The sequence below is a fragment of the Pseudomonas sp. SK3(2021) genome (assembly GCF_016772375.1).
In the GTDB taxonomy this organism is placed as follows: domain Bacteria; phylum Pseudomonadota; class Gammaproteobacteria; order Pseudomonadales; family Pseudomonadaceae; genus Aquipseudomonas; species Aquipseudomonas chlororaphis_I.
Window position 1 is genome coordinate 4854913 of the sequence record NZ_CP061943.1, and the last position, 25948, is coordinate 4880860.

The 25948-nt window shown below is 64.0% G+C and carries 24 protein-coding genes; 8 read left to right on the top strand and 16 right to left on the bottom strand.

The features are described 5' to 3' along the window. Positions 1–53: 53 nt before the first annotated feature. The 3 genes from IF690_RS21140 to pap all read right to left on the bottom strand — a co-directional run bounded on the left by IF690_RS21140 (position 54) and on the right by pap (position 4087). Positions 54–1019 carry a DMT family transporter gene (locus IF690_RS21140; RefSeq protein WP_202697244.1) on the bottom strand — a complete coding sequence of 322 codons (966 nt, stop codon included), beginning with the start codon at positions 1017–1019 and terminating at the stop codon, positions 54–56. Between the two features lie 221 nt (positions 1020–1240). Then, positions 1241–2425 (bottom strand): thiolase family protein, encoded by a 1185-nt coding sequence (locus tag IF690_RS21145; RefSeq protein WP_009050181.1) that lies wholly within the window; start codon positions 2423–2425, stop codon positions 1241–1243. A gap of 141 nt (positions 2426–2566) precedes the next feature. Continuing rightward, positions 2567–4087, bottom strand: coding sequence for a polyphosphate:AMP phosphotransferase (gene pap / locus IF690_RS21150; protein ID WP_202697246.1), 1521 nt, complete (start codon positions 4085–4087; stop codon positions 2567–2569). 141 nt (positions 4088–4228) lie between these two features. Here pap and mnmC point away from each other — a divergent pair, with 141 nt between their 5' ends. The 3 genes from mnmC (at position 4229) to ngg (ending at position 9996) form a co-directional block, all read left to right on the top strand. Next, positions 4229–6223 carry a bifunctional tRNA (5-methylaminomethyl-2-thiouridine)(34)-methyltransferase MnmC2/FAD-dependent 5-carboxymethylaminomethyl-2-thiouridine(34) oxidoreductase MnmC1 gene (mnmC, locus tag IF690_RS21155; protein ID WP_202697247.1) on the top strand — a complete coding sequence of 665 codons (1995 nt, stop codon included), beginning with the start codon at positions 4229–4231 and terminating at the stop codon, positions 6221–6223. 251 nt (positions 6224–6474) lie between these two features. Further along, on the top strand, positions 6475–8247 hold the full coding sequence (locus IF690_RS21160; RefSeq protein WP_202697249.1) for an N-acetylglutaminylglutamine amidotransferase: 1773 nt from the start codon (positions 6475–6477) through the stop codon (positions 8245–8247). A gap of 3 nt (positions 8248–8250) precedes the next feature. Beyond that, the gene (ngg, locus tag IF690_RS21165; protein ID WP_202697251.1) at positions 8251–9996 is read left to right on the top strand and encodes an N-acetylglutaminylglutamine synthetase; all 1746 of its coding nucleotides are present in this window, start codon (positions 8251–8253) and stop codon (positions 9994–9996) included. Between the two features lie 3 nt (positions 9997–9999). Here ngg and IF690_RS21170 read toward each other — a convergent pair whose 3' ends face one another. Continuing rightward, positions 10000–10140: a hypothetical protein gene (locus IF690_RS21170; protein ID WP_202697253.1), complete on the bottom strand. Its 141-nt coding sequence runs from the start codon at positions 10138–10140 to the stop codon at positions 10000–10002. On the opposite strand from IF690_RS21170, the gene IF690_RS21175 reads away from it, so the two are divergent. Together IF690_RS21175 and IF690_RS21180 are read left to right on the top strand one after the other, a co-directional pair. Next, a complete protein-coding gene (locus tag IF690_RS21175) occupies positions 10139–11323 on the top strand; it encodes an osmoprotectant NAGGN system M42 family peptidase (RefSeq protein ID WP_202697254.1) in 1185 nt (394 codons plus the stop codon). The genes IF690_RS21170 and IF690_RS21175 overlap by 2 nt on opposite strands. 101 nt (positions 11324–11424) lie before the next feature. Continuing rightward, complete coding sequence (locus IF690_RS21180; protein WP_023966419.1) at positions 11425–11652, top strand: YheU family protein; 228 nt, start codon at positions 11425–11427, stop codon at positions 11650–11652. A gap of 51 nt (positions 11653–11703) precedes the next feature. Here IF690_RS21180 and IF690_RS21185 read toward each other — a convergent pair whose 3' ends face one another. Both IF690_RS21185 and IF690_RS21190 read right to left on the bottom strand, forming a co-directional pair. Continuing rightward, complete coding sequence (locus IF690_RS21185; RefSeq protein ID WP_023966421.1) at positions 11704–12036, bottom strand: YnfA family protein; 333 nt, start codon at positions 12034–12036, stop codon at positions 11704–11706. Between the two features lie 64 nt (positions 12037–12100). Next, entirely contained in the window at positions 12101–12916 is an 816-nt protein-coding gene (locus IF690_RS21190; protein WP_202697255.1) for an SDR family oxidoreductase, read from the bottom strand. Positions 12917–13218: 302 nt separating this feature from the next. Between IF690_RS21190 and IF690_RS21195 the strand changes: the two genes are divergently transcribed. Next, positions 13219–13371, top strand: a complete 153-nt coding sequence (locus IF690_RS21195; protein WP_202697256.1) for a DUF3309 family protein — start codon at positions 13219–13221, stop codon at positions 13369–13371. Between the two features lie 139 nt (positions 13372–13510). Here the strand turns inward: IF690_RS21195 and IF690_RS21200 are convergent, their stop codons facing one another. The 5 genes from IF690_RS21200 to IF690_RS21220 all read right to left on the bottom strand — a co-directional run bounded on the left by IF690_RS21200 (position 13511) and on the right by IF690_RS21220 (position 19292). Further along, the gene (locus IF690_RS21200) at positions 13511–15604 is read right to left on the bottom strand and encodes an LTA synthase family protein (RefSeq protein WP_202697257.1); all 2094 of its coding nucleotides are present in this window, start codon (positions 15602–15604) and stop codon (positions 13511–13513) included. Between the two features lie 308 nt (positions 15605–15912). Further along, on the bottom strand, positions 15913–16104 hold the full coding sequence (locus IF690_RS21205) for a PLDc N-terminal domain-containing protein (protein WP_202697258.1): 192 nt from the start codon (positions 16102–16104) through the stop codon (positions 15913–15915). Positions 16105–16203: 99 nt separating this feature from the next. Continuing rightward, positions 16204–16734 carry a hypothetical protein gene (locus IF690_RS21210; protein WP_009045036.1) on the bottom strand — a complete coding sequence of 177 codons (531 nt, stop codon included), beginning with the start codon at positions 16732–16734 and terminating at the stop codon, positions 16204–16206. A 109-nt stretch (positions 16735–16843) separates the two neighbouring features. Then, positions 16844–17362 carry an ankyrin repeat domain-containing protein gene (locus IF690_RS21215; protein ID WP_202697259.1) on the bottom strand — a complete coding sequence of 173 codons (519 nt, stop codon included), beginning with the start codon at positions 17360–17362 and terminating at the stop codon, positions 16844–16846. 97 nt (positions 17363–17459) lie between these two features. Continuing rightward, positions 17460–19292 carry a long-chain-acyl-CoA synthetase gene (locus tag IF690_RS21220; RefSeq protein ID WP_202697260.1) on the bottom strand — a complete coding sequence of 611 codons (1833 nt, stop codon included), beginning with the start codon at positions 19290–19292 and terminating at the stop codon, positions 17460–17462. 611 nt (positions 19293–19903) lie between these two features. On the opposite strand from IF690_RS21220, the gene IF690_RS21225 reads away from it, so the two are divergent. After that, on the top strand, positions 19904–20182 hold the full coding sequence (locus IF690_RS21225) for a DUF3509 domain-containing protein (protein ID WP_025805576.1): 279 nt from the start codon (positions 19904–19906) through the stop codon (positions 20180–20182). 99 nt (positions 20183–20281) lie between these two features. Here IF690_RS21225 and mtnC read toward each other — a convergent pair whose 3' ends face one another. From mtnC to aroC, 5 genes are all read right to left on the bottom strand, one after another. Further along, positions 20282–20965 carry an acireductone synthase gene (gene mtnC, locus IF690_RS21230; protein ID WP_202697262.1) on the bottom strand — a complete coding sequence of 228 codons (684 nt, stop codon included), beginning with the start codon at positions 20963–20965 and terminating at the stop codon, positions 20282–20284. Positions 20966–20969: 4 nt separating this feature from the next. Further along, complete coding sequence (locus tag IF690_RS21235; protein WP_202697263.1) at positions 20970–21515, bottom strand: 1,2-dihydroxy-3-keto-5-methylthiopentene dioxygenase; 546 nt, start codon at positions 21513–21515, stop codon at positions 20970–20972. A gap of 97 nt (positions 21516–21612) precedes the next feature. Continuing rightward, positions 21613–22233, bottom strand: coding sequence for a methylthioribulose 1-phosphate dehydratase (locus IF690_RS21240; RefSeq protein ID WP_202697264.1), 621 nt, complete (start codon positions 22231–22233; stop codon positions 21613–21615). Then, the gene (locus IF690_RS21245) at positions 22230–23378 is read right to left on the bottom strand and encodes an MFS transporter (protein ID WP_023966439.1); all 1149 of its coding nucleotides are present in this window, start codon (positions 23376–23378) and stop codon (positions 22230–22232) included. The genes IF690_RS21240 and IF690_RS21245 overlap by 4 nt, the downstream gene beginning before the upstream one ends. A gap of 34 nt (positions 23379–23412) precedes the next feature. Next, the gene (gene aroC, locus IF690_RS21250; RefSeq protein ID WP_007932265.1) at positions 23413–24504 is read right to left on the bottom strand and encodes a chorismate synthase; all 1092 of its coding nucleotides are present in this window, start codon (positions 24502–24504) and stop codon (positions 23413–23415) included. A 407-nt stretch (positions 24505–24911) separates the two neighbouring features. On the opposite strand from aroC, the gene IF690_RS21255 reads away from it, so the two are divergent. Further along, positions 24912–25865: an alpha/beta hydrolase gene (locus IF690_RS21255; RefSeq protein WP_252189504.1), complete on the top strand. Its 954-nt coding sequence runs from the start codon at positions 24912–24914 to the stop codon at positions 25863–25865. The last annotated feature ends 83 nt before the right edge of the window (positions 25866–25948 follow it).

Sequence of the window (25948 nt, forward strand, 5' to 3'; positions counted from 1 at the left end):
CAAGCCTCGCTCCTACAGGATAGGGGCTTGCCCGCGATCGACGATAACGCGCCCTAGCTCTCCGGCACTTGCATACGCCCCCGCCGCGCCTTGAGCCCAGCCATCAGCGACGGCCCCAGGGCCGTCAAGGCCGACCCCAGCACCACCAGCACCGCCCCGCCATAGCCCAGGCCGTTGATCTGTTCGGCCTGCACATATTCGGGCCATAACCAGGCCGCCACAGCCACCGCGGCAAAGGTCACCAAGGGTGTGATCGCCAGGGTGGCGCTGACCCGCGACGCCTCCCAATGGGCCAGCGCTTCGGCGAAGGCACCATAGGCGATCAGGGTATTCAGGCAGCAGGCCAGCAACAGCCAGCCTTGCAGCGGGTTCAACTCCAACGCTTCGAGGGGATGGGCCCACGGCGTGAGCAACAGCGCACAGAACAGATAGATCACCATCATCACCTGCAGGGAATTCCACACCGTCAGCAACTGTTTCTGGCCCAGGGCGTAGAAGGTCCAGACCGCCGACGCGGCGAGCACCGTCAGCACACCGGCGGTGTAGTTGCTCAAGGACGTCAGCAACTCGGTCAGGCGCTGATTGAAAAACAGCCCGAAACCGATCAGCAGCACCGCCAGGCCAATGCCCTGCCCCAGGCTGAAACGCTCCTTGAACACAAACAGGCTGGCGATCAGCAGCAGGATCGGCCCCATCTGCACCACCAGTTGCGCGGTGCCGGGGCTCAGCAGGTTCAGCCCCATCAGGTACAGCACGTAGTTGCCCACCAGCCCGCAGACCGCCATCAGCACCAGCCAGCCGCCACGCGGCCCGAGCACCTGCCAGCTTGGCAAACGCTTGACCGCCGCCAGGTAGACCAGCAGGAAACCACCGGACACCAACAGGCGAAACCAGGTCACGGTCACCGGGTCCATCACCAGCAACACCTGCTTGAGCTTGATCGGCAAGATGCCCCACAACAGCGCCGTAAGCAGTGCGAGGAACAAGCCATAGACCCAGCGACCGGACGAGATGTGCATGCGAACCCCAAAAGCCTGATGGAGGGAGCCCGCATTCTAGGCCCGGGGCTGTGACGAACACAGGGACAATTGCCGGCTGAGCGTGATTGGGATTGTGCTGGTCGTAAAAAGCATCGCGGGCAAGCCTCGCTCCGACAGAAGAAGATGGCGTGCTTCTGCAGGAGCGAGGCTTGCCCGCGATAGGTTCGTAAGGCAGACAGATCCGCCCCCGCGTAACGGGCTTAGCGCACCGCTTCGAACAACCCGGTCGCGCCCATGCCGCCGCCGACGCACATGGTGACGATGCCGTAGCGCAGGTTGCGCCGTTGCAGTTCGCGCACCAGGTGGCCGACCTGGCGCGAACCGGTCATGCCGAACGGGTGGCCGATGGAGATCGAGCCACCGTTGACGTTGTACCTGGCGTTGTCGATCTGCAGCCGGTTGCGGCTGTACAGGCATTGCGACGCGAAAGCCTCGTTCAACTCCCAGAGATCGATGTCGTCCACTTGCAGGCCCTTGGCCTTGAGTAGCTTGGGCACCGAGAACACCGGGCCGATGCCCATTTCGTCCGGCTCGCAACCGGCCACGGTGAAACCGCGGAAGAACGCCTTGGGCTTGAGCCCCAGCGCCAGGGCCCGCTCCAGGCTCATGACCAGGGTCATGGACGCGCCATCGGACAGTTGCGAGGAGTTGCCCGCCGTCACCGAGCCGTCTTCGGCGAACACCGGTTTCAAGCCGGCCAGGTTTTCCAGGGTGGTGTCCGGGCGGTTGCAGTCGTCGCGATCGACCACGCCGTCGAGGATCTGCACCTGGCCGCTGTTCTTGTCCTCGACCCGGTACTTCACCGCCATCGCCACGATCTCGTCGTCGAACAGCCCCGCCGCCTGGGCCGCCGCGGTGCGCTGCTGGCTTTGCAGGGCGTACAGGTCCTGCTCCTCGCGGCTCACGTTGTAACGCCGGGCCACCACCTCGGCGGTCTGGCCCATGGGGAAGTAGATGCCCGGCACCTGCTCCTTGAGCAGCGGGTTGATCAGATTGTCGGTGTTGACGCTTTTCATCGTCAGGCTGATGGACTCGACGCCACCGGCGACAATGATGTCGCTGCAACCGGAAGCGATCTGGTTGGCCGCGATGGCGATCGCCTGCAGGCCGGAAGAGCAGAAACGGTTGAGGGTCATGCCTGCGGTACCGGTGCCCAGGCGGGACAGCACCGCGACATTGCGCCCTATGTTGTAGCCCTGGGCGCCTTCGTTGGAGCCGGCGCCGACGATGCAATCCTCGACGCTGGCCGGGTCGATACCGTTGCGGGTCAGCAGCGCATTGACGCAATGGGCGGCCATGTCATCCGGACGGGTCTGGTTGAACTTGCCGCGAAAGGACTTGGCCAGGCCGGTCCGCACGCTATCGACGATCACCACTTCACGCATGGCATACCTCATTGTTGTTGTCGGTTGTGAGTGGGTCGAGCATAGATCCGGCCCTTGCCCGACCGCGACGATCATTCATCCGGCGTATGCAAAACCATCGCGGCGCCGGGCGTGCCTTGACCCGCTCATCGCCGGCGACGGTTATTTCTTGTCCTTCTTGCCTTTCTTGTCCCTTTTCCCGGACTTGTCGAATGCCTCTTCCAGCGCGCGGTTGAGGGTACGCAGCACCTTGACCCGGGCCCAGCGCTTGTCGTTGGCCTCCACCAGGGTCCAGGCCGCGACCTCGGTGCTGGTGCGGTCGACCATGTCGCCGACGGCGGCGCGGTAGGCGTCCCATTTGTCGCGGTTGCGCCAGTCGTCCTCGGTGATCTTGAAACGCTTGAACGGAATCTCTTCGCGGGCCTGGAAACGCTCCAGCTGGGTCTGCTTGTCGATCGCCAGCCAGAACTTGACCACTATCACCCCGGCGTCCTCGAGCTGCTCCTCGAAGTCGTTGATCTCGCCATAGGCGCGCAACCAGTCCGCCGGCCGGCAAAAGCCCTCGACCCGCTCTACCAGCACCCTGCCGTACCAGGAACGATCGAACACAGTGAACTTGCCCCGTGCCGGAATATGCCGCCAGAAGCGCCACAGATAAGGCTGGGCACGCTCATCCTCGGTCGGCGCGGCAATCGGCACGATGCTGTACTGGCGCGGGTCCAGCGCCGCCGCCACCCGACGGATCGCCCCGCCCTTGCCGGCCGCATCGTTGCCCTCGAAAACCGCCACCAGCGCGTGCCTGCGCATGCGCTTGTCGCGCAGCAGGCCGGACAGGCGCGCCTGTTCGGTAATCAGTTGTTCCTCGTAGTCGTCCTTGTCCAGGTGCTGGCTCATGTCCAGGCTGTCGAGCAGGCTCAGCTTGTCGACCGCCTCGGCCAGCGGCGCCACATGGGACTCGACTTCGAGCGCCGGCCGGTTGAGCGCGCTCTGCAGGCCCTCGAGGAGAATCTTGCCCACCGCCAGGCTGCGGTAATGCGGGTCCACGCCTTCGATCACATGCCAGGGCGCGTAGTCGCGGCTGGTGCGGCGCAACACGCGCTCGCCATATTTGACGAACTTGTCGTAGGTCTCCGACTGCTGCCAGTCCAGCGGGCTGATGCGCCAGCTGTGCAGCGGGTCGTCCTGCAGCGACTTGAGGCGGGCCTTCATCTGTTTCTTGGACAGGTGGAACCAGAACTTGAAGATCAGCGCGCCTTCGTCGCACAGCATTTTCTCCAGGCGCTCGGCACCGGCGATGGCCTGGTCGAAACGGCCATCCTTGAACAACTCGTGCACCCGTCCCTGGAGCATCTGGCTGTACCAGTTGCCGAAAAACACACCCATGCGGCCCTTGGCCGGGAGCATCCGCCAGTAGCGCCAGGCCGGTGGTCGCGCCAGCTCTTCGTCGGTCTGCTGGTCGAAGGTACGGACCTCGATCAGGCGAGGGTCCATCCACTCGTTGAGCAGTTTCACCGTCTCGCCCTTGCCGGCGCCTTCGATGCCGTTGATCAGCACGATCACCGGAAAACGGGCTTTCTGCTTCAGCTCGAACTGGGCTTCCAGCAGGGCTTCGCGCAGGGCCGGGACTTCGGCGTCAAAGGTTTTTTTGTCGATGGCGTGACCGATTTCGGCTGATTCGAACATGAGCGACTCCCTGGCAAGATTGAGCAAGACTAGCGGATCGAGACATGATTTGTCGGCATCGAACATACCGGCCATTGCCGTGGATCATTACCCCTTGTGTCGATCGGCTAGAATGGTCGCCTTGCCGTTACCGAGCCGAACATGACCGCTGAACTGTCCCACACCCAGTCCCATGCCCAGCTCGACTGGGACGACCAAGGCCGCCCGCGTTCGCGGGTTTTCGACGATGTGTATTTCTCCACCGATTCGGGCCTGGATGAAACCCGCCATGTGTTTCTCGAACAGAATCGCCTGCGCGAGCGTTTTGCCGCGTTGCCGCCCAATGGCCGCTTCGTCATCGGCGAAACCGGCTTCGGCACTGGCCTGAATTTCCTCTGCGCCTGGCAGTTGTTCGAGCAACAGGCCGACCCCAGCGCGCGCCTGCATTTCATCAGCGTGGAAAAATACCCGCTGACACCGGCCGACCTGCAACGCGCCCTGGCCCTGTGGCCGGAGCTGGGGCCGTTGGCCGAGCGCCTGTTGCGCGCCTATGTCGCCGTGCATCAGGGTTTTCAACGCCTGGTACTGGACGAAGGCCGCGTCACCCTGACCCTGCTGATCGGCGATGCCCTGGCGCAGTTGCCGCAACTCGACGGGCAGGTCGACGCCTGGTTCCTCGATGGTTTCGCCCCGGCGAAAAACCCCGAGATGTGGACCGCCGAGCTGTTCGCCGAACTGGCGCGCCTGGCCGCTCCGGGCTCGAGCATCAGCACCTTCACCAGCACCGGCTGGGTGCGCCGTTTGCTGAATGCCGCGGGCTTCAAGATGAAACGCACCCCGGGCATCGGCCACAAGTGGGAAGTGCTGCGCGGCGAGTTTCTCGGCTGGCCCGAAGACACGCCGCTGCCTGCCGCCAGCAAGCCCTGGTTCGCCCGCCCGACTCAACGGATCCAGGAGAAACACGCCCTGGTGATCGGCGCCGGCCTGGCCGGTTGCGCCAGCGCCGCCAGCCTCGCCGCGCGGGGCTGGCGGGTCAGCCTGCTGGAGCGCCACGGGCAACTGGCCCAGGAAGCCTCGGGCAATCCCCAGGGCGTGCTGTACCTGAAACTCTCGGCCCACGGCACCGCCCTGTCGCAGATGATCCTCAGTGGTTTCGGCTACACCCGGCGCCTGCTCGAACAGTTGCAACGGGGTCTCGACTGGGACAGCTGCGGCGTGCTGCAACTGGCCTTCAACGCCAAGGAAGCCGAGCGCCAGGCGCAGTTGGCGGCCGCCTTCCCGTCGGACCTGCTGCATCATCTGGAGCAACCCCAGGCCCAGGCCCTGGCCGGCATCGGCCTGGCCCACGGCGGGCTGTTCTACCCGGAAGGCGGCTGGGTGCATCCGCCGGCCCTGTGCCAGTGGCAAGCCGCGCATCCACGGATTCGCCTGCTGCCCCATCATGATGTGCTGGAATTGCGCCGGGTCGATGGCCAGTGGCAGGCCTGGGACGGCGAGCGGCGGCTGGCCAGTGCCGAGGTGGTGATCCTCGCCGGCGCCGCCGAGATCAAGCTCTTCCCGGCCAGCGCCGAGCTGCCGCTCAAGCGCATCCGCGGGCAGATCACCCGCCTGCCGCAGACCGCGCGCAGCCAGGGCCTGGCCACGGTGGTCTGCGCCGAGGGTTATGTCGCCCCCGCGCGCCTGGGCGAACACACCCTGGGCGCCAGTTTCGACTTCAAGAGCGAAGACCTGACGCCCACCGCCGCCGAGCACGCGGGCAACCTGCAGATGCTCGAAGAGATCTCCCAGGATCTGGTGGAACGCCTGGAAGCCGACCGGCTGCAAGCGGAAACCCTCGAAGGACGGGCCGCCTTCCGTTGCACCAGCCCGGACTACCTGCCGATCGTCGGTCCCCTGGCGGACCAGGCGGCATTCGCCGAGGTCTACGCGGTGCTGGGCAAGGATGCGCGCCAGGTCCCGGACCTGCCCTGCCCCTGGCTCGACGGCCTGTACATCAACAGCGGCCATGGCTCACGCGGGCTGATCACCGCGCCGCTGTCGGGCGAGTTGCTGGCCGCCTGGCTGGACAACGAACCGCTGCCCCTGCCCCGCAGCGTGGCCGAAGCCTGTCACCCCAATCGTTTTGCCTTGCGTCGGTTGATTCGCGGCAAGCCATGAAAGCAAACCGCGATGCCAGCCGCCCTGGCATCGCTTCGCCATCGCCGCGCAAACGCCCACGGGCCCTGCCCGCGCGGCAAAACTCCAGGCAGATCAAGGCCTTTACCTCGGCCCGCAACGCACTAGCGTCCCGCCGTTTATAACCCATCGGTCTAAAACTCCAGGGTTTCACCTGGGTCAGTTTCCGGGTACCTGCCGTTTCTGGCCGGTCGCGATTCCCCCCTCCCCAACGGAAAAACCGGTAAGGACTTATGTGCGGATTAGCTGGAGAACTACGTTTTGATCATCAACCCGCCGATCTGGCAGCGGTTGAACGAATCACCCACCACCTCGCCCCGCGTGGCCCCGACGCTTGGGGCTTTCATAGCCAGGGCCCGATAACCCTGGGCCACCGACGCCTGAAGATCATGGACCTGTCGGACGGCTCGGCCCAGCCGATGATCGACAACCAACTGGGCCTGTCCCTGGCCTTCAACGGCGCGATCTACAACTTCCCCGAACTGCGCGCCGAGCTGGAAAGCCTGGGCTACGCCTTTTACTCCGGCGGCGACACCGAGGTATTGCTCAAGGGTTATCACGCCTGGGGCGCCGAGCTGCTGCCGCGGCTCAATGGCATGTTCGCCTTCGCCATCTGGGAGCGCGACGCCAAGCGCCTGTTCATCGCCCGCGACCGGCTGGGCGTCAAGCCGCTGTACCTGTCGCGCACTGCCCAGCGCCTGCGTTTCGCTTCGACCTTGCCGGCGTTGCTCAAGGGCGGCGACATCAACCCGCTGCTCGACCCGGTGGCGCTCAACCATTACCTGAATTTCCATGCCGTGGTGCCAGCGCCGCGCACCCTGCTGGCGGGCATCGAGAAACTGCCGCCGGCCACCTGGATGCGCATCGACGCCAACGGCCGCACCGAGCAGCAAACCTGGTGGACCTTGCCCTACGGCCCGCACGCCGATGAAACCGGGCTGAGCCTGGAAGACTGGCGCGACCGCGTACTCGACAGCACTCGCGAAGCCGTGGCGATCCGCCAACGGGCGGCGGTGGATGTCGGCGTGCTGCTGTCCGGCGGCGTCGACTCGAGCCTGCTGGTCGGCCTGTTGCGCGAAGTCGGTGTGGATAACCTGGCGACCTTCTCCATCGGCTTCCAGGATGCCGGGGGCGAACGCGGCGACGAGTTCCAGTATTCGGACCTGATCGCCCGGCACTACGGCACCGATCATCATCAGTTGCGCATCGACGAGCGCGAGATCATCGAACAGCTGCCGGCGGCGTTCCGCGCCATGAGCGAACCCATGGTCAGCCACGACTGCATCGCCTTCTACCTGCTGTCGCGGGAAGTCGCCAAACATTGCAAGGTGGTGCAGAGCGGCCAGGGCGCCGACGAGCTGTTCGCCGGTTACCACTGGTACCCGCAGGTGGATGGTGCCAGCGACCCTTACACGGCCTACCGCGAGGCGTTCTTCGACCGCAGCTACGACGACTACGCGGCCACCGTGCAGCCGCAGTGGCTGACCGCCAACGACGCCGCCGGCGATTTCGTCCGTGAACACTTCGCCCAGCCCGGCGCCACCGCGCCTGTGGATAAGGCCCTGCGCCTGGACAGCACGGTGATGCTGGTCGACGACCCGGTCAAGCGGGTGGACAACATGACCATGGCCTGGGGCCTGGAGGCGCGCACGCCGTTCCTCGACTACCGGCTGGTGGAGCTATCGGCACGAGTGCCGGGCAAATTCAAGCTGCCCGATGGCGGCAAACAGGTGCTCAAGGAAGCCGCGCGCCTGGTGATCCCCAGCGCAGTGATCGACCGCCAGAAAGGCTACTTCCCGGTGCCCGGCCTCAAGCACCTGCAGGGCGACACCCTGGACTGGGTGCGGGAGCTGCTGCTCGACCCGAGCCAGGACCGTGGCCTGTTCAACCCCGCGATGCTCGACCGCCTGCTGACCGATCCACAAGGCCAGCTGACGCCGTTGCGCGGCTCCAAGCTGTGGCAACTGGCCGCGCTGAACCTATGGCTCAGCGAACAAGGAATCTGACCCATGAAACCCTACACCACGACTTACAGCCAACGCCTGCTGCGCGGTCAGGCGCCCTCCTACGAGCGCTTGCAGGCGCGTTTCGCCGAAGACCGCAGCGCCCTCGGCACCGACCCCATCGCCGTGCACTGCGGCTGGGGCCGGCTGCTGATCGGCCATACCTTTCCCGACCCGACGAGCCTGGCCGAGGAGCTGCTCAACGAACACCCCGGCGAACGCGACATCGCCCTGTATGTCGCCGCGCCGCAGCAGATTCTCGGCCTGGAACCGACCCAGTTGTTCCTCGATCCGTCGGACACCCTGCGCCTGTGGTTCAGCGACTATCGCCAGGCCACCCGGGTGTTTCGCGGCTTCCGCATCCGCCGGGCACAGAGCGCGGCGCACTGGCAGGCCATCAACCAGCTGTACCTGGCCCGCAACATGCTGCCGGTCGACCCGAGCCTGCTGACCCCGCGCCATGCCGGCGGGCCGGTGTACTGGCTGGCCGAAGACGAAGACAGCGGCGCGGTGATCGGCAGCGTCATGGGCCTGGATCACCAGAAGGCCTTCCATGATCCGGAACACGGCAGCAGCCTGTGGTGCCTGGCGGTGGACCCGCATTGCACCCGCCCGGGGGTCGGCGAAGTGCTGGTCCGGCACCTGATCGAACACTTCATGAGCCGCGGCCTGAGCTACCTCGACCTGTCGGTGCTGCACAACAATCGCCAGGCCAAGAGCCTCTACGCCAAGCTGGGTTTTCGCCCCCTGTCCACCTTCGCCATCAAGCGCAAGAACGGCATCAACCAACCGCTGTTCCTCGGTCCCGGGCCCGAGGCGGCGTTCAACCCTTATGCGCGGATCATCGTCGAGGAAGCCCATCGTCGCGGCATCGACGTGCAGGTCGACGACGCCGAAGCCGGGATGTTCACCCTCAGCCATGGCGGCCGTCGGGTGCGCTGCCGCGAGTCCCTCAGCGACCTGACCAGCGCCATCAGCATGAGCCTGTGCCAGGACAAGAGCCTGACCCACAAGGTGCTGAAACAGGCCGGGCTGAACCTGCCGGCGCAACAACTCGCGGGCAACGCCGACGACAACCTGGCGTTTCTCGACGAGCATGAGCGGGTGGTGGCCAAGCCACTCGACGGGGAACAAGGCCAGGGGGTGGCCGTGGATCTGCGCACCATCGAAGAGCTGCAACAGGCGATCGACAACGCCCGGCAATTCGACAGCCGGGTGTTGCTCGAAAGCTTCCACCAGGGCCTGGACCTGCGCATCCTGGTGATCGGCTTCGAGGTGGTCGCCGCGGCCATTCGCCGGCCGGCCGAAGTCATCGGTGACGGCCAGCATTCCATCAGGCAACTGATCGAGGCGCAAAGCCGGCGCCGCCAGGCCGCCACCGGCGGCGAAAGCAAGATCCCCCTGGACCACGAGACCCTGCGCACCCTGCAGGCCGCCGGACATGGCTACGACAGCATCCTAGCGGCCGGCGAACGGCTGTTCGTGCGGCGCACCGCCAACCTGCATACCGGCGGCACCCTGGAGGATGTCACCGCGATTCTCCATCCGCATCTGGTGGACGCCGCGATCCGTGCGGCGCGGGCGCTGGATATCCCCATGGTCGGCCTCGACCTGATGGTGCCGGCGGCCGACCAGCCGCAGTACGTGTTCATCGAAGCCAACGAGCGCGCCGGCCTGGCCAACCATGAGCCGCAGCCGACAGCCGAGCGGTTCGTCGACCTGTTGTTTCCCCACAGTCAGCCGGCGATCTGACCGTCATGGGCCGACAGTACCGGCCTTATCGCGGGCAAGCCTCGCTCCCACAGAAACGCACTGTGGGCGCGAGCGCCCGACGCCTTGTTCATCGAAACCATCATCGAAACCATCGATGGCCTTTTCATCATCAGGAGTTTCCATGACCCGATCGATTCCCGAACCGGACCTCAACTACCTGCAGAAAGTCCTCCTGGAAATGCTCGCCATTCCCAGCCCCACCGGCTTCACCGACACCATCGTGCGTTACGTGGCCGAGCGCCTGGAGGAACTGGGCATTCCTTTCGAGCTGACCCGCCGCGGGACCATTCGCGCCACCCTCAAGGGCCAGAAGAACAGCCCGGACCGCGCCGTCTCGGCGCACCTGGACACCATCGGCGCCAGCGTGCGCGCGGTGAAAGACAACGGCCGCCTGGCCCTGGCCCCGGTGGGCTGCTGGTCCAGCCGTTTCGCCGAGGGCAGCCGGGTCAGCCTGTTCACCGACAACGGCGTAGTGCGCGGCAGCGTGTTGCCGCTGATGGCCTCCGGGCACGCCTTCAACACCGCGGTGGACGAGATGCCCATCAGCTGGGACCACATCGAATTGCGCCTGGACGCCTACTGCACCACCCGCGCCGACTGCGAGTCGCTGGGCATCGGTGTCGGCGATTTCGTCGCGTTCGACCCCTTGCCGGAATTCACCGAAAGCGGCCATATCAGCGCCCGCCACCTCGACGACAAGGCCGGGGTCGCCGCGTTGCTGGCCGCGCTCAAGGCCATAGTCGACAGCGGCGAGCCGCTGATGATCGACTGCCATCCGCTGTTCACCATCACCGAAGAAACCGGCAGCGGCGCAGCGGCGGCCCTGCCCTGGGATGTCAGCGAATTCGTCGGCATCGATATCGCCCCGGTCGCCCCTGGCCAGCATTCCAGCGAGCACGCGGTAAGCGTGGCGATGCAGGACTCCGGCGGGCCTTACGACTATCACCTGTCGCGGCACCTGCTGCGCCTGGCCACGGAACACGAGCTGCCGGTACGCCGCGACCTGTTCCGCTACTACTTCAGCGATGCCCATTCGGCGGTCACCGCCGGCCACGACATCCGCACCGCCCTGCTGGCCTTCGGTTGCGACGCCACCCACGGCTACGAACGCACCCATATCGACAGCCTGGCGGCCCTCAGTCGCCTGTTGGGCGCCTATATTCTCAGCCCGCCGGTGTTCGCCAGCGACGCACAGCCGGCCCAGGGATCCCTGGACCGCTTCAGCCATCAGCTGGAGCACGACACGCAAATGGAAAGCGACACCCGGGTGCCGTCGGTGGACAGCCTGGTGGGGCAAAAGTCCTGAGGTGATAAGCACTGAAGTGAAAAGCCGGGCACCGCGCGAGGTTTGCCTAGCCGCGCGGGGCCCGGCGCAGTAGGATCCGGGATTGTTTGCCGGAGGCCCCTATGCTGATCCCCCATGACCAACTGGAAGTCGACACCCTGACCCGCCTGATCGAAGACTTCGTCACCCGCGACGGCACCGACAATGGCGATGACACCCCGCTGGAAACCCGCGTCCTGCGCGTGCGCCAGGCGCTGACCAAGGGCCAGGCGGTGATCGTGTTCGACCCGGACAGCGAGCAGTGCCAGTTGATGCTCAAGCACGACGTGCCCAAGCAATTGTTCGACTGATCCCTGGCCGGGATCGGGCGCCATGGCGGCGCCCAAAGCCCGGCCAGCGCCTCAACCGTTGGTAAAGCGCGGCCCGAACAGAATGATGCTCGCGCCGATCACGCACAGCGCCACCCCGAGCCAGTCCGAGCTCAGCGGCCGCACTCGCTCCACCACGCCCAGCCAGCCGATCGAGGCGATGATGTAGATCCCGCCGTACGCCGCATAGGCGCGGCCGGCGTAGCTCGCTTCGATCTTGGTCAGCAACAGGGCAAAGAGCATCAGGCTCGCCAGCGCCGGGACCATCCACCAGGCGCTTTTGCCCTGGCGCAGCCACATCCAGAAGGCGTAGCAGCCGGCGATCTCGAACAGCGCGGCGAGGAAGAACCACAGGTAATTGAGCATGCAAAGTCTCGTCAGGGATGCCAGATGCTGGCAACCCTAACGACGCACAGGGTCAGCGGCAAGCTCAGCTGGCGTTTTGCTTGGCCTTGGCGCGCATCTTGTCGGCCATGAGGGTCATTTCGTCGTACAGCAGCTGTGGGTTCTTCTGCTTCAGGGCCCAGGCCATGCGCCCCTGTTCGTGGGGCAGGATCATGAATTCGCCGGCGGCGACCTGGGTGTAGATGTAGTCGGCGATATCCGCCGCGCTGATCGGCGAGCTTTCCAGCAGCTTGCCGACCTGGGCCTTCATCGCCGGGGTCGGGCCGCGGAACGAATCCAGCAGGTTGGTCTGGAAGAACGACGGGCATACCACGTGCACGCCGATTTCCTGCTGGGCCAGCTCGATCAGCAGGCTTTCGGAGAGGGCCACCACGCCGGCCTTGGCCACGTTGTAGTTGCTCATGGCCGGGCCCTGCATCAAGGCCGCCATCGAGGCGATGTTGATGATCCGGCCCTTGCTCTTTTCCAGCAGCGGCAGGAACGCCTTGCAACCCTTGACCACCCCCATCAGGTTGATCGCGATCTGCCAGTCCCAGTCCTCCAGGGACAACTCGCTGAAGAAGCCACCAGAGGCCACGCCGGCGTTATTGACGATCGCATCGATGCCGCCGAGCTTGACCTCGCAGGCCTGGGCGAAGGCCGTCAGCTGGCTGTAGTCACGCACGTCGCAACGTTGCACGAAGCCATCGCCGCCGGCTTCGCGCACCAGCCTGAGGGTTTCCTGCAGGCCGGGTTCGCTGACATCCGACAAGGCCAACTGCCAGCCTTCGCGCGCCCAGCGCAGAGCGATTTCGCGACCCAGGCCGGATCCGGCGCCAGTGATCATCATGCGATTTTGCATAGGAGTTGCCTTGTTGTTCCGAGGAAGATGAGGCGAGTGTAGCGAAGGATTTTGTGCCGCCCACGCACCATCAGATTGCTGAATGCCCCAGGCAAACCGGGGCCTCGGTACAACTTTGCGCGGTGTTGCAAGTTCAACTCGATGGCCACCGGCAGCAGGTACGAAAAGAAATAGTCCTGCGCGCCAACAACATTAAAAACTTGGAATCATCCTGAAAAGCCCAGAGTCGGAATGATTAAGCGGTGCGGATCAGTTGCCTTCACATCCAGCCGCGCCTTCGATCCTCCAATAAGGACAACGACATGGACACAATCCTGATCATTATTCTGATTCTTCTGCTGATCGGTGGTCTTCCAGTGTTCCCGCATTCCAGAAGCTGGGGTTATGGCCCATCCGGCATCATCGGCGTGGTCCTGGTGGTGTTGCTGATTCTCGTGTTACTGGGCCGGATATAGGCATCGGTCGCTCGATGCCCGGGACTGTCCAACCGTCGAAAAAAAAGAGGTCCGGGGATGCCCGAGGACCTCTTTTTCATAAATGTGTCCCGTCCTGAATAAGGCCTACACCTATTTCAGGACGAGACGGCGCGATGAATCAGTCCGGCGTGCCGTGCACCACGCCCGCGGTGTTATCCAGCAAGCTCTTGGTAGCGGTTTGCAGGAAGGCTTCGAGCTTGTGCTTCAACTCGGCGGTACGCGGTGCGTCCGGCACGACTTCGGCATGGGGATTGGCGCCCAGTTCGTACTGGTAGATCTTCGGCGCCATTTCCTTCTCACGAGGCAGTACCAGGATCTGGTCGGCGGTGACGATAGCGGTGGTCTGCTCGCTGCCCGACGGCTTGATCACGCCAAACCCGGTATCGCCTTGCGGCAGGTTGAGCAGGTCGCGGCCCCAGCACTGGTGACGCACTTCGCCACCCAGGCGGCCCATGATGGTCGGCACGATATCGACCTGGGTGCCCACGGTGTGGTTGCGCTGGCCGAATTTTTCCTGGATGCCCGGGGCGATCATCAGCATCGGCACGTTGAAGCGGCCCAGGTCCATTTCGGTGATCTGGCGCTCATTGCCGAAACCATGGTCACCCACGATCACGAACAGCGTCTCCTTGAAGTAGGGCTCCTTGCGCGCCTTCTCGAAGAACTGGCCCAGGGCCCAGTCGGAATAACGCATGGCGGTCAGGTGTTCGTTCAGGCTGCCACGGTCGGTCACCTTCTCCACCGGCAACGGCGTCGGCAAGGCGTACGGGGTGTGGTTGGACAGGGTCTGCAGCAGGGCATAGAACGGCTTGCCGTTTTCCCGCGCCTTCAACTCTTCCAGGCCACGGTTGAACATGTCCTGGTCGGACACGCCCCAGGTCGGATCGGAAAACACCGGATTAACGAAGTCGTTGCGACCGACGAAGTTGGTCATGCCCTGGTTGCTGAAGAAGCCCGACTGGTTGTCCCAGGCGAAATCGCCGTTGTAGACGTACACGTCGTCATACTTGCGGGCGCTCAGCACCTGCGGCAGGCCGGACAGCTTGTGGCTGCCTTCCGGGGTCTGCATCAGGTATTCGAAACCCGGCAGGTTGGGGAAGCAGGCCATGGTGGCGAACATGCCCTGGTGGGTATGGGTGCCGTTGGAGAAGAAACGGTCGAACAGCAGGCCTTCCTTGGACAGTTGGTCCAGGTACGGGGTGATGTTGCCCGGAGCGCCCAGGGCACCCACCGAGTGACCGGCCATGCTTTCCATCAGAATCACGACCACGTTCTTGATCGGCAGGGTCTTGTCGGCCGGTGGCGTGTAGTCGCGGCGCACGGCGGCGATATCGGCGTCCACCAGTTTGTCGTCCGGCATCACCAGCAGGTCGCGCACCACTTGCTGCGCCTCGGGCTGCGGCAAGGTGGCTTTCCAGATATTGCTGCGGTCTTCGCCCATCCGGCTCTTGGCCGCTTCGACCAGCGACAGCGTGCCGTTGAGGCCCAGCTGGTTGGCGAAGTTCGATTCGGTGGTGTAGACGTCACCCCAGCGCAGTGGTGGCCCCTGGCGCAAGGTGCCGCGGGCGGCGACTACGCAGACCAGCAGGCAGACCACGAATACGCCGATACGGGCGTACCACGGGGCAACTTGCCGGGTGCCGATGCTGCCGCCGCTGAACGGGCCGCGTGGCCGGGTCGCGCGGTCGGCGCCCTTGAACGCCAGGCTCAGCAACCAGGTGCCGAGCGCCCAGGCCAGCAGGTAGCGAACTACCGGGAAGCCGTACCAGAGCATGCTCATCACGGTCTTCGGGTCTTCCTTCACATACTGGAAGACCAGGCCATTGAGGCGCTGGTGGAACTCGCGGTAGAAGTCCATCTCCATCAGGCCGAGAAACAGCGCGATGCTCGAAACGATGGTCAGCCAGAAGCGGAAGAAACCGCGAGCCGCCATGGCCCGGGCACTGAACAGGGCCAAAAGCAGCGGGATGCTGAGGTAGACCACCAGGCGCACGTCGAAGCGCAGGCCGTTGGCGAAGGCTTCAAGGAAGGTCGAGGCCGGTGTGTCGAGGATCATCTCGCGGTTGTAGACCAGCAGCGCCACGCGCAGCAAGGACAGCATGACCATCATGGCCAGCGCGCAGAGCAGCGTATAAGCCAGGTGCGATTTGACGGTCGGTTGCAGCAGGCGACTCGAGGCTCGCTGCTGACTCAGGGCGTCCGGGTTTGCCATATCGTTTTAGGACCCAATGGAAGTTGAAGTTGCGAAAAAATGCAGTTGCGCTGTGTCCTTTTGTAGCCATTCAGGGCTGGGGGGATGGCGCGGTGCGCAAATGTTGCACGATCAGCAGCGGCATTGCCATTGATTACTGGCAGGCGCCCTCACCCGGCCGGCAATAGCCTGGAGTCAGGGATCGCAACCGGAGTTCGCACAGGGTGCAGCGGAAAAACAGCGCTGGCGAATTGTCATGGAGACTTTGTGAAAATTTCGTGCAGCGCATATTTGGTCACATAAAAAAGGGCCTGGCGCAGCGCCAGCCTTCAGAGCCGTATGTTGCCGCGCGGCCCGGCAATCGCCCAGATGATCAGGCCCAGAACCGGCAACAGGATGATCAGCAGCACCCAGAGGATTTTCATCCCGGTTTCGGCACTGCTTTTAAGCACATTGATGATCGCCCAGATGTCCAGCGCGAGGATGATCAGGCCGACCAGCGTATTGAAGGTGGAACCCATGGTGTCGCTCCTAAGTGAGGGCTTGCCCACTTAGGATAGCCGGCCAGCGCCGGGGTTCCTTTTTATTCCCTGCGCGGTCAGGCCTGTGTGCTCGGCCGCTCAGACGTGAACCGCAACCTTGAGCGCTTCCAGGGACGGTGCGGCGGCGATACCGGCTTCGGCGCACAGCTCCAGCACACGCGGCACATCGTTGCCGTAGACCAGCACCACTTGCAGCTCGTCGTCCAGCAACTGGCTGAAGTTCATCAGCACATAACCGCCGTTTTCCGGGTTCATGCTGCCCATCTGGATCTGGATGCGGTTGAGCGCAGTCAGGGCCTCGGTCTTGGCCAGTTGCTTGGGCTTGATGTTGAACGCCACGCCCGGGCCGAAAGACGCGACGATCTGCGCGAACAGGTCCATGTAGGTGTCGGCCTGGAACAGCACGGTGTCCGGCAGGCTGCCGACCACTACCCATTCGCCCAGCGGGATCGGGAAGCTGTCGTCGTAGTTGATGTCCGGATTGGCGGCCAGGAAGGCCTGGGGATCGGCGTAGGCCTGGGCGGCCTCGTCGGCGATCCGCAGGATTTCTTCTTCGCCCATGCAGCCGGAGCTGATTTTAGTGATGAGTTCGGCGAGGACGGTTTTCATGGGCGAATCCTGTTACGGGTCAATGGCGGGCGCGCAGGATAGCCTAAACCCGCCCCGCGAACCTACCGCCGCGACCAAGGCCTTGGCCCGGCGGCATGCGCCATTCAGCTCAGCCCAGCAACTTCTGCAACTGCGCGGTGGTGTCGACGGCGCCCATGGTCTTGGCCGCGTCCAGAGCACTCACGCCGTTGGCGTCGGTGGCTCGCGGGTTGGCGCCCTTGCCGATCAGGTAGTCGACGATTTCCGTGCGGTTGAACATCGCCGCCATCATCAACGCGGTACGCCCGTCGAAGGACGAACCTTCCACCTCGGCACCACCTTCCACCAACGCCTTGACCACCGCCAGGTCGCCCTTGAAGGCCGCGCCGGCGATCGGGCTCTGGCCATTGTCGTTACGGATCTCGGGGTCGGCCTTGTGCTTGAGCAGAACCTGCACCGCGTCCACATGCCCGTAGTAGCTGGCCAGCATCAGCAGGGTGTCGCCCTTGTGATTGCGCAGGTTGACCGGCAGACCGTTGCTCGCCAGCTTGTCGAGCATCTGGGCGTCGCCTTGACGGGCGACGTTGAAGACCTGCTCGGTAAACTCGGCGGCTTCTTCTGCGGTCATCTGGCGGCTTTTGTCTGACATCGGGAACTCCACTTTCGGCCAATCGGAAAGCTGCTAGTGTCCCCAAGCGGCTCCTGCCCTGTCATCCCTTTTTTCTCAAGAACGACCATAGCCAGAATCAATAACGGTGCCGGCCGGCACAAATGTCCGCCAGGACCGCCTCCGTCACCTGGACGTAGGTCGCCGATCCCGGCAGCCAGGCGTATACCGGATCGCCGCCGGTCTTCGACGGGTCGAAGGCTTCTTCCTTGAGCCGGGTCTTCTGGTACTTGAAGGTGCCGGTGGTCTCCATCTTCACCTTGACCCGCAGGAACAGCGGCACCGCGTAGCCCGGCAGATGCTCGCGGGCGAACTGCAGCAGCTCGGTGAAATCCAGGGTCGCCAGGGACTCGGCCGGGGTGATCGCCGCCATCCCGGCGCGACCGTTGGTGTTGTGCACCTCCACGCCATAGGCCACCGCCTCGGCGACCTGCGGATGTCGCAGGAGGATGTTCTCCACCTCGGTGGTGGAGACGTTTTCGCCCTTCCAGCGATAGGTATCGCCCAGGCGGTCGATGAACTGCGCATGGCCAAAACCGATATCGCGCAGCAGGTCGCCGGTATTGAAGTAACGGTCGCCCTTCTCGAACACATCGGTGAGGATCACCTTCAGGTTCTTTTCCGGCTCGGTGTAGCCGTCCAGCGGCGCCTTCTCATCGATCTTCGCCAATAGCAGGCCCTGCCCGCCCCGAGCGACCTTCTGCATGAAGCCGGAACCGTTGCGGATCGGCGCGCAGGTGTCGTGGGCGTACTCCACCAGCGCCCAGGGCGCCAGGGAAAAGCCCACGGTATTGTCGAAGTTGAGCACGTTGGTAAAGCCGATATTGCCGTCGCTGGCGGCATACAACTCACAGATATGCCCAACGCCAAAACGCTGCTTGAACGCCCCCCACACGCCGGGACGCAGGCCGTTGCCAACCATCTTCACCACGCTGTTGTCGCGGTCGTGCTCGTTGGCGGGCTGGTCGATCAGGTAACGACACAGCTCGCCCACGTAGCCAATGGTGGTGGCCTTGAACCGGCGGGCATCCTCCCAGAACCGACTGGCGCTGAACTTGCGGCGAATGGCGAAACCCGAGGCCCCGCTGATGGCCGAACCCCAGCACACGCACAGCCCGGTGGCGTGATACAGCGGCAAGGTGCAGTAGAGGATGTCGGCCGGCTGCATATCGAGGGCGATCATGCCGAAGCTGGCCGAGGTGCGCATCCAGCGACCGTGCTTGAAAATGCCGGCCTTGGGCAGCCCGGTGGTGCCCGAGGTGTAGATATAGAAGCATGGATCGTCGAGGTAGATCCGCGCGGTGCTCGGGGGGTTGGCCGAGTCGCTGGCAGCGCTGACAGTCATCAGGTCGATGCAACCGGCGGGCGTTGGCCCGGGTGCCACATCCGGATCGGCGACGAACCAGGTGCGCGCCCCGTCGATGGCCACCTGATCGCGAATCGCCGAATAGGCGTCCAGCAGTTCGCCGCCGACGATCATGGCCACCGGCTTCACCAGGTTCACGCTGTGCACCAGCACACCGCCGGTTTGCGCAGTATTGAGCATGGCGCAGATGCCGCCGAGCTTGGCCACCGCTAGCACGCTCACCAGCAACTCGGGACGGTTCTCGACAAAGATCGCCACCACGTCGCCCTTGCCGATGCCCTGGCTCGCGAGGTAATGGGCGATCCGGTTGGCCCACTGGTTGGCCTGTGCATAACTCAACACCCGGTCGCCGTACAGCAACGCCGGGCCGTCGGGGTTGCGCCGGGTGGCCTGCTCGAAGGTCCAGCCCAGCCCGCAAGGCTGATCGGCCCGCTTGACGTTGGCTATCTGCATACCCTTGATGACCCGCGGCAGCGCCCGGGCAATGGAGGGCAATTTGCGCAGCATCATGCCCCAGGTGATCATGTCGTGCTGACGAGTGCTCATGACGGCTCCTGTTCGACGCAAAAGGATCCTGCACGGGCCAGGCCGGCAGGCAGACAAGGTCGATGGGGCTATTCAGCCGGGGGCCGAAGGCGGACCGCCACGGCAAACAGGGGAGCAACAGGGGGCGCGCTATTGGCAGTAATGCGGAGCATGGCGTTCATGGATGACGTCCTATTTTCTTATTATCAGGCGCCCATGACCCAAGGGATCACGACGCATGACTGTCCATGTCGGTGAAGCGTCTGATTGACCTGTACAGCCTGTCGCTGGCAAAAAAATACGTCAGCGCTTCTTGGCCTGTACACGGAGTTTTTGCAAAGTTTTGTATCTCCCCCGCGCCGCCAGGTGCCTCGCGCTTGAGGGCCGGGCTTGCCGGTTGAATCTTTTACGTGAACCGGCAGTCACAGCGTCACGCTCCGGCCCTCGCCCACGCCTGCGATCTCGCAAAATGCAGGATGCATGATGGCCATTCATGCAAATTGCACGGTCGCGCAAATGGCGAGTATTTATAACAACATGATTTATAACGATTTTTTTAAAATCTGAGACTGGCACAGTCGCTGCACCTATCACTTCAGGTTTGCCATTCAAGAACCATGGAGCTGATAGACATGAGCCTGATCCAAGAAAAGTTCGCTTCCCTGTTCTCCAACTACGAAGTGACCACTCAGCCACGGCCCGATGGCGGCATCCTGCTGACGCTGCGTAACAGTGAAGGTAAACAGCTCAAGCGCTCGATCTCTTATGCGCAGTTGCATGCGGGCGATCAGCTGTCGTGGGTGATCAGTGCGTTGCGTCGAGACCTGGCCGAGCAGGCCAGCGAATTGCCGCAGATTTCCCTGCTGCAAAGCCAGAACCGTTTTGCCCTGCCGACGTATCACTCGGTTTGAATCCGCGCTGCCGCGGATTCGCGGTGATAACAGGAAGCTTGAAAACAGCTAGCCCCATTCAGGCCGTGCCAGCCTTGCGCTGACACGGCCTGAATGCTTTCAGAAACGCTGCGGATCGATATCGGCGAAGCTCGCCACATTCACATGCCCCGCCAGTTCCCCGCCTTCGCGTACCAGGCCGCAGGTGGCCAGGCCGGCTGACTTGGCCGCATCCAGCTCCTGGACGACATCGGACAGAAAGAGAATCTGCCCAGGCGCACAACCGATGGCCTGGGTAATGCGTTGGTAAGACTGAACGTCGCGCTTGGGCCCCGAAGTGGTGTCGAAAAAACCGCTGAACAGCGGCGCCAGGTCCCCGGCAGTGGAGCGACCGAAAATCAGCTTCTGCGCCTGGATCGAGCCCGACGAATAGACGTACAGCCGATAACCAGCCTGATGCCAGCGCTGCAACGCCTCTACCGCGTCCGGGTAGACATGCCCCTTGAGTTGCCCGGCCCGGTACCCCTGCTCCCAGACCATGCCCTGCAAGGCCTTGAGTGGCGTGGCCTTGCGATCTTCCGCGATCCAGCCCAGGAGGATCTCGATCACCCGCTCGATATCCGCCGCCGGTTCGCCGCTGGCCTCGCGCACCGCCTGCAACTGCTCGGCGACATCGGCCCGAGTGGCGTGCGCGCGCACGAAGCCTGGCAGTTGCTGCACCGCGTAGGGGAACAGCACCTCGAAGACAAAACTCACCGCGCTGGTGGTGCCTTCGATGTCGGTGAGAATGGCCTTGATCGGCATCCGCTCAATCCTCCAGAAGCGGGAACTGGCTGGCGATATCGGAACCGGTGAAGTTGGCGACCCAGCCTTGCGGGTTGTTGAACAAGCGGATCGCCACCAGGTACGGGTTCTCGCCCATGTCGAACCAGTGCGCGGTACCGGCCGGCACCGAGATCAGGTCGTTCTTCTCGCAGAGCACGGCGTACACGTAGTCGCCGATATGCAGGCTGAACAAGCCGCGACCGGCGACAAAAAAGCGCACCTCGTCCTCGGTATGGCGGTGTTCGTCGAGGAACTTGGCGCGCAGCTCGGCCTTCTGCGGGTGATCGCTATTGAGGCTGATCACATCGACGGTGATGTAGCCGCGTTCGGTCATCAGGCGGTCGATCTGCTGCTGGTAGGCGCCTATCACTTCTTCCTGGCTGGCGCCCGGCTGGATCCTGGTGGCGGCTTGCCAACGGTCGAAACGCACGCCCTGCTCGGCCAGGGTCGCGGCGATATCGTCGAAATGGGTCAGCACCTTGTTCGGCAGGTCCGGGCTGGATACGTGGTAAACGGACAGGCTGCTCATCTTGGCAATTCCTCGTTATCGGCACTGCCCGCAGGCTTTCCAGGCCGGTCAGGCAGTGCATGTCATCAGGCGGTGGCTACTTCAGTCGAAGCAAGCCTTAACGGTTTAACAGGGCGCGAGTCTTCAACTCGCACTCGAACAGGAACTCGAAGGCCTCGATCTGGCGCTGCGCGTCACTCATGCGCGCGCCCCAGGTATAGAGGCCATGACCGCGAATCAGGTAGCCAACGCAATCGGCATGGGCCTCGAGCCAGGGCTGGACCTTGCTCGCCAGCCGGGCGATGTCCTGATCGTTGTCGAAAATCGGCACGCGCACCCGCAACTCGTGGCTGGCAATGCCGGCAAAGGCTTTTTGCAGCTCGTACCCCTCGAAGTCGATGAAGTCCTCGGCGGTCAGGCGCGACAGCACCGTGGCATTCACCGAATGGGTATGCAGCACGGCGCCGATCTGCGGCTTCCAACTGTACAACTGGGTGTGCAGCAGGGTTTCGGCCGACGGTTTTTTACCCGGCTCCAGGCTGTTGCCCGCCAGGTCGGTGGCCAGCACGTCATCCAGGCCCAACTGGCCTTTGTGCTTGCCCGAAACCGTGAGCAATACCGCGCTCGGCGACAGGCGCGTGGAATAGTTGCTGCTGGTGGCCGGCGACCAGCCGCGGGCATACAGAAAGCGCCCGACCTCGATGATGTCCTGTGCCAGCTGTTCGCGGCTAAGGCTCATGGCCTCTCCTCTTGCATACGTGTGGCAATGATAACGGCTGCCGCCAGCGCTGCGAGGCTTGCAATACTAAAGGTCAATGTCGCGCCCAGGGCATTCCAACTGTAGCCGGAATACAGCGCGCCCAATGCGCCGCCGGTGCCGGCCAGGGCCGCGTACAGGGCCTGGCCCTGGCCCTGCTGGCGATCACCGAAGCTGCGTTGCACGAAATGAATGGCCGCGGCATGAAAGCTGCCGAAGGTCGCGGCATGCAGCACCTGGGCAAACAGTAGCAGCCACAGGTGCTCGGCAAAGGCGCCCAGCAGCAGCCAGCGCAGGGCCGCCAGCAGGAAACTCGCCAGCAACACCCGGCGCACTGAAAAGCGCGAGAGAATCCAACTCATCGCCAGGAACATCAGCACTTCGGCGACCACCCCCAGCGCCCACAACAAACCGATCAAGCCGCGGCTGTAGCCCAGGTGTTCCAGGTGCAGGGTCAGGAAGGTGTAGTAAGGACCGTGGCTCATTTGCATCAGCGCCACGCAGGCATAGAAGGCCAGCACGCCGGGGCTGCGCAGCTGGCCTATAAAGCCTCCGGCCGCCAGGCGACTGCCCTGGGCCGCTGGCTGGGCGTTGGGCACCCAGGCGCTGCTGAGCACGATGCCGGCCATGATCAGCACCAGCGCCGCCGGGTAGATGTCCAGGCTCAACCACTCGAACAGCCGCCCCAGCGCCACCACCGTGAGGATGAAGCCGATCGAACCCCACAGGCGGATCTGGCTGTAGCGAGCGGTCTGGCCTTGCAGGTGCGCCAGGGTGATCACTTCGAATTGCGGCAACACCGCGTGCCAGAAGAACGCATGCAAGGCCATGACCATCGCCAGCCAGGCGTAACTCTTGCTGACGAAAATCAGCGAAAAGCTCAGCAGCGTGCAGATCGCGCCAAAACGCACAATGGCCAGGCGCCGGCCGGTGTAGTCGCCGAGCCAGCCCCAGATATTCGGGGCCACACAGCGCATGAGCATGGGAATCGCCACCAGCTCGCCAATACGCGCGCTGGAAAACCCCAGGTGATCGAAATACAGCGCCAGGAATGGCGCGGTCGAACCCAGCAGGGCGAAATAGAACAGATAGAAACTGGAGAGCCGCCAGTACGGGAGCGCCGCCACGGCCGTCAGACCGTGGCGACTGGCAGGGACGCCATTACAACTGGCCCAGCACCGGCGTGCTGACGCGCACGTCGGCGTTCTGGCCACGATGACGCAACAGGTGATCCATCAGCACGATGGCCATCATGGCTTCGGCGATCGGCGTGGCGCGGATGCCGACGCATGGGTCGTGACGCCCCTTGGTGATGACGTCCACCGGGTTGCCATCGATGTCGATCGAGCGGCCCGGGGTGGTGATGCTGGAGGTCGGCTTGAGCGCCAGGTGCGCGACGATCGGCTGGCCGGAGGAAATCCCGCCAAGGATGCCGCCGGCGTTGTTGCTGAGGAAACCTTGCGGGGTCAGCTCGTCGCGATGCTCGGTGCCACGCTGGGCGACGCTGGCGAAACCGGCGCCGATTTCCACGCCCTTGACCGCGTTGATGCTCATCAGCGCGTGGGCCAGCTCGGCGTCCAGGCGGTCGAAGATCGGCTCGCCCAGGCCCGGCATCACGCCCTCGGCGACCACGGTGATCTTCGCCCCCACCGAGTCCTGATCGCGACGCAGCTGGTCCATGTAGGCTTCCAGCTCCGGCACCTTGTCCGGGTCGGGACTGAAGAAGGCGTTGTCTTCCACCGAGTCCCAGGTCTTGAACGGGATTTCGATCGGGCCCAGCTGGCTCATGTAGCCCCGCACCACGATGCCCTGGCTGGCCAGGTACTTCTTGGCGATGGCCCCGGCCGCCACGCGCATGGCGGTCTCCCGCGCCGAGCTGCGACCGCCGCCGCGGTAGTCGCGGATGCCGTATTTGTGGTGGTAGGTGTAATCGGCGTGGGCCGGGCGGAACAGATCCTTGATCGCCGAGTAGTCCTTGGACTTCTGGTCGGTGTTGCGGATCAGCAGGCCGATGGAGCAGCCGGTGGTCTTGCCTTCGAACACGCCGGAGAGGATTTCGACTTCGTCGGCTTCCTGGCGCTGGGTGGTGTGGCGGCTGGTGCCGGGCTTGCGCCGGTCCAGGTCGCGCTGCAGATCGTCCAGCGACAGCTCAAGACCCGGTGGGCAGCCGTCGACAATGGCGACCAACGCCGGACCATGGCTTTCGCCGGCGGTGGTGACAGTGAACAGCTTGCCGTAGGTATTGCCAGACATGCGGGACGCTCCGTGAAATCAGCCGAAATAACTCAATCTGGATTTAGGGTCTGTTCCCCTTTGGTGACAGGCCGCGACGGCGGCCCGCTTGGCGCAGGGCAAGGCGCGAGGAGCGTGATTTGGTTGTTCCAAATAAGCTCCGAGCAACACCGCCCTGCGCCAAGTGGGCCCCGTCCCTTCGGGTTGCGTGCCAAACTGCGCGAGGCTGCGTTGCGGGATTTGCCAAGGGAACAACCATTGGCGGCATCCCGCGCCTTGCCTCGCACAGTTTGGCCCAGCAACGCGGCTCGTCACCAAAGGGGAACAGACCTAATAGCGCGCCAGTATACGCAGCCTACCCAACTAGTTCATCCTCGAACCTTATCCGTGCCCGGAAGTCCAACCGGCACCTTCTCCATGATGGCGTGATGATGCTGCGAGTTATCCTCTTGAGCCTTACCCTGTTCACCGGCCTGGTCCAGGCGGCCGTGCTGCAACGCCCCATCAGCCTGGACACCGGCAATGGCGAGTTATACGGCTCGCTGCTGTTGCCCAAGTCAGACACTCCGGTGCCGGTGGTGCTGATCGTCTCCGGCTCCGGCCCCACCGACCGCGATGGCAACAACCCCGACGGTGGGCGCAACGACAGCCTCAAGCGCCTGGCCTGGGTGCTGGCCAAGCACAACATCGCCAGCGTGCGCTACGACAAGCGCGGTGTGGCCGCCAGCCTCGCCGCCACCCCGGACGAACGCAACCTGACCCTCGACGCCTACGTCGCCGACGCCGTGGCCTGGGGCAAACAACTCAAGACCGACCCGCGCCTGGGCCCGTTGATCATGCTCGGCCACAGCGAAGGCGCGCTGATCGCCACCCTGGCGGCGCCCCAGGTCGATGCGGCGGCGGTGATTTCCATCTCCGGCACCGCCCGCCCGGTGGACCAGGTGCTGCGCCAGCAATTGAGCTATCGCCTGCCGGCACCGCTGATGCTGCGCAGCAACGAACTGCTCGACAGCCTCAAGGCCGGCCGGGTCGACACCGACGTGCCGCCGCCGCTGGAAGTGATCTTCCGCCCCAGCGTGCAGCCGTACCTGATCACCCTGTTCAAGCAAGACCCGGCCGCCGCGTTCGCCCGCCTGAAAATGCCGGCGCTGATCGTCCAGGGCAGCAACGATATCCAGGTCGGCGTCGACGATGCGCGGATGCTCAAGGCCGCCAAGCCGGACGCCCAGTTGGCGCTGATCGAGGGCATGAACCATGTACTGCGCATCGTGCCCAATGACGTCAAGCGGCAACTGGCCTCCTATAAGGACCCGCAGTTGCCCCTGGCCTCGGAGCTCGGCAGCCGCATCATCGGGTTTATTGACGGACTTCACGCCCGTTGACGCGTTTTCCCCTCCAGTCCTGAAAAAAACGGCCGATAAGCCTTTGCCGGCCGTTCACTTGCCGTCGGCAAGCAGCGCTTGGA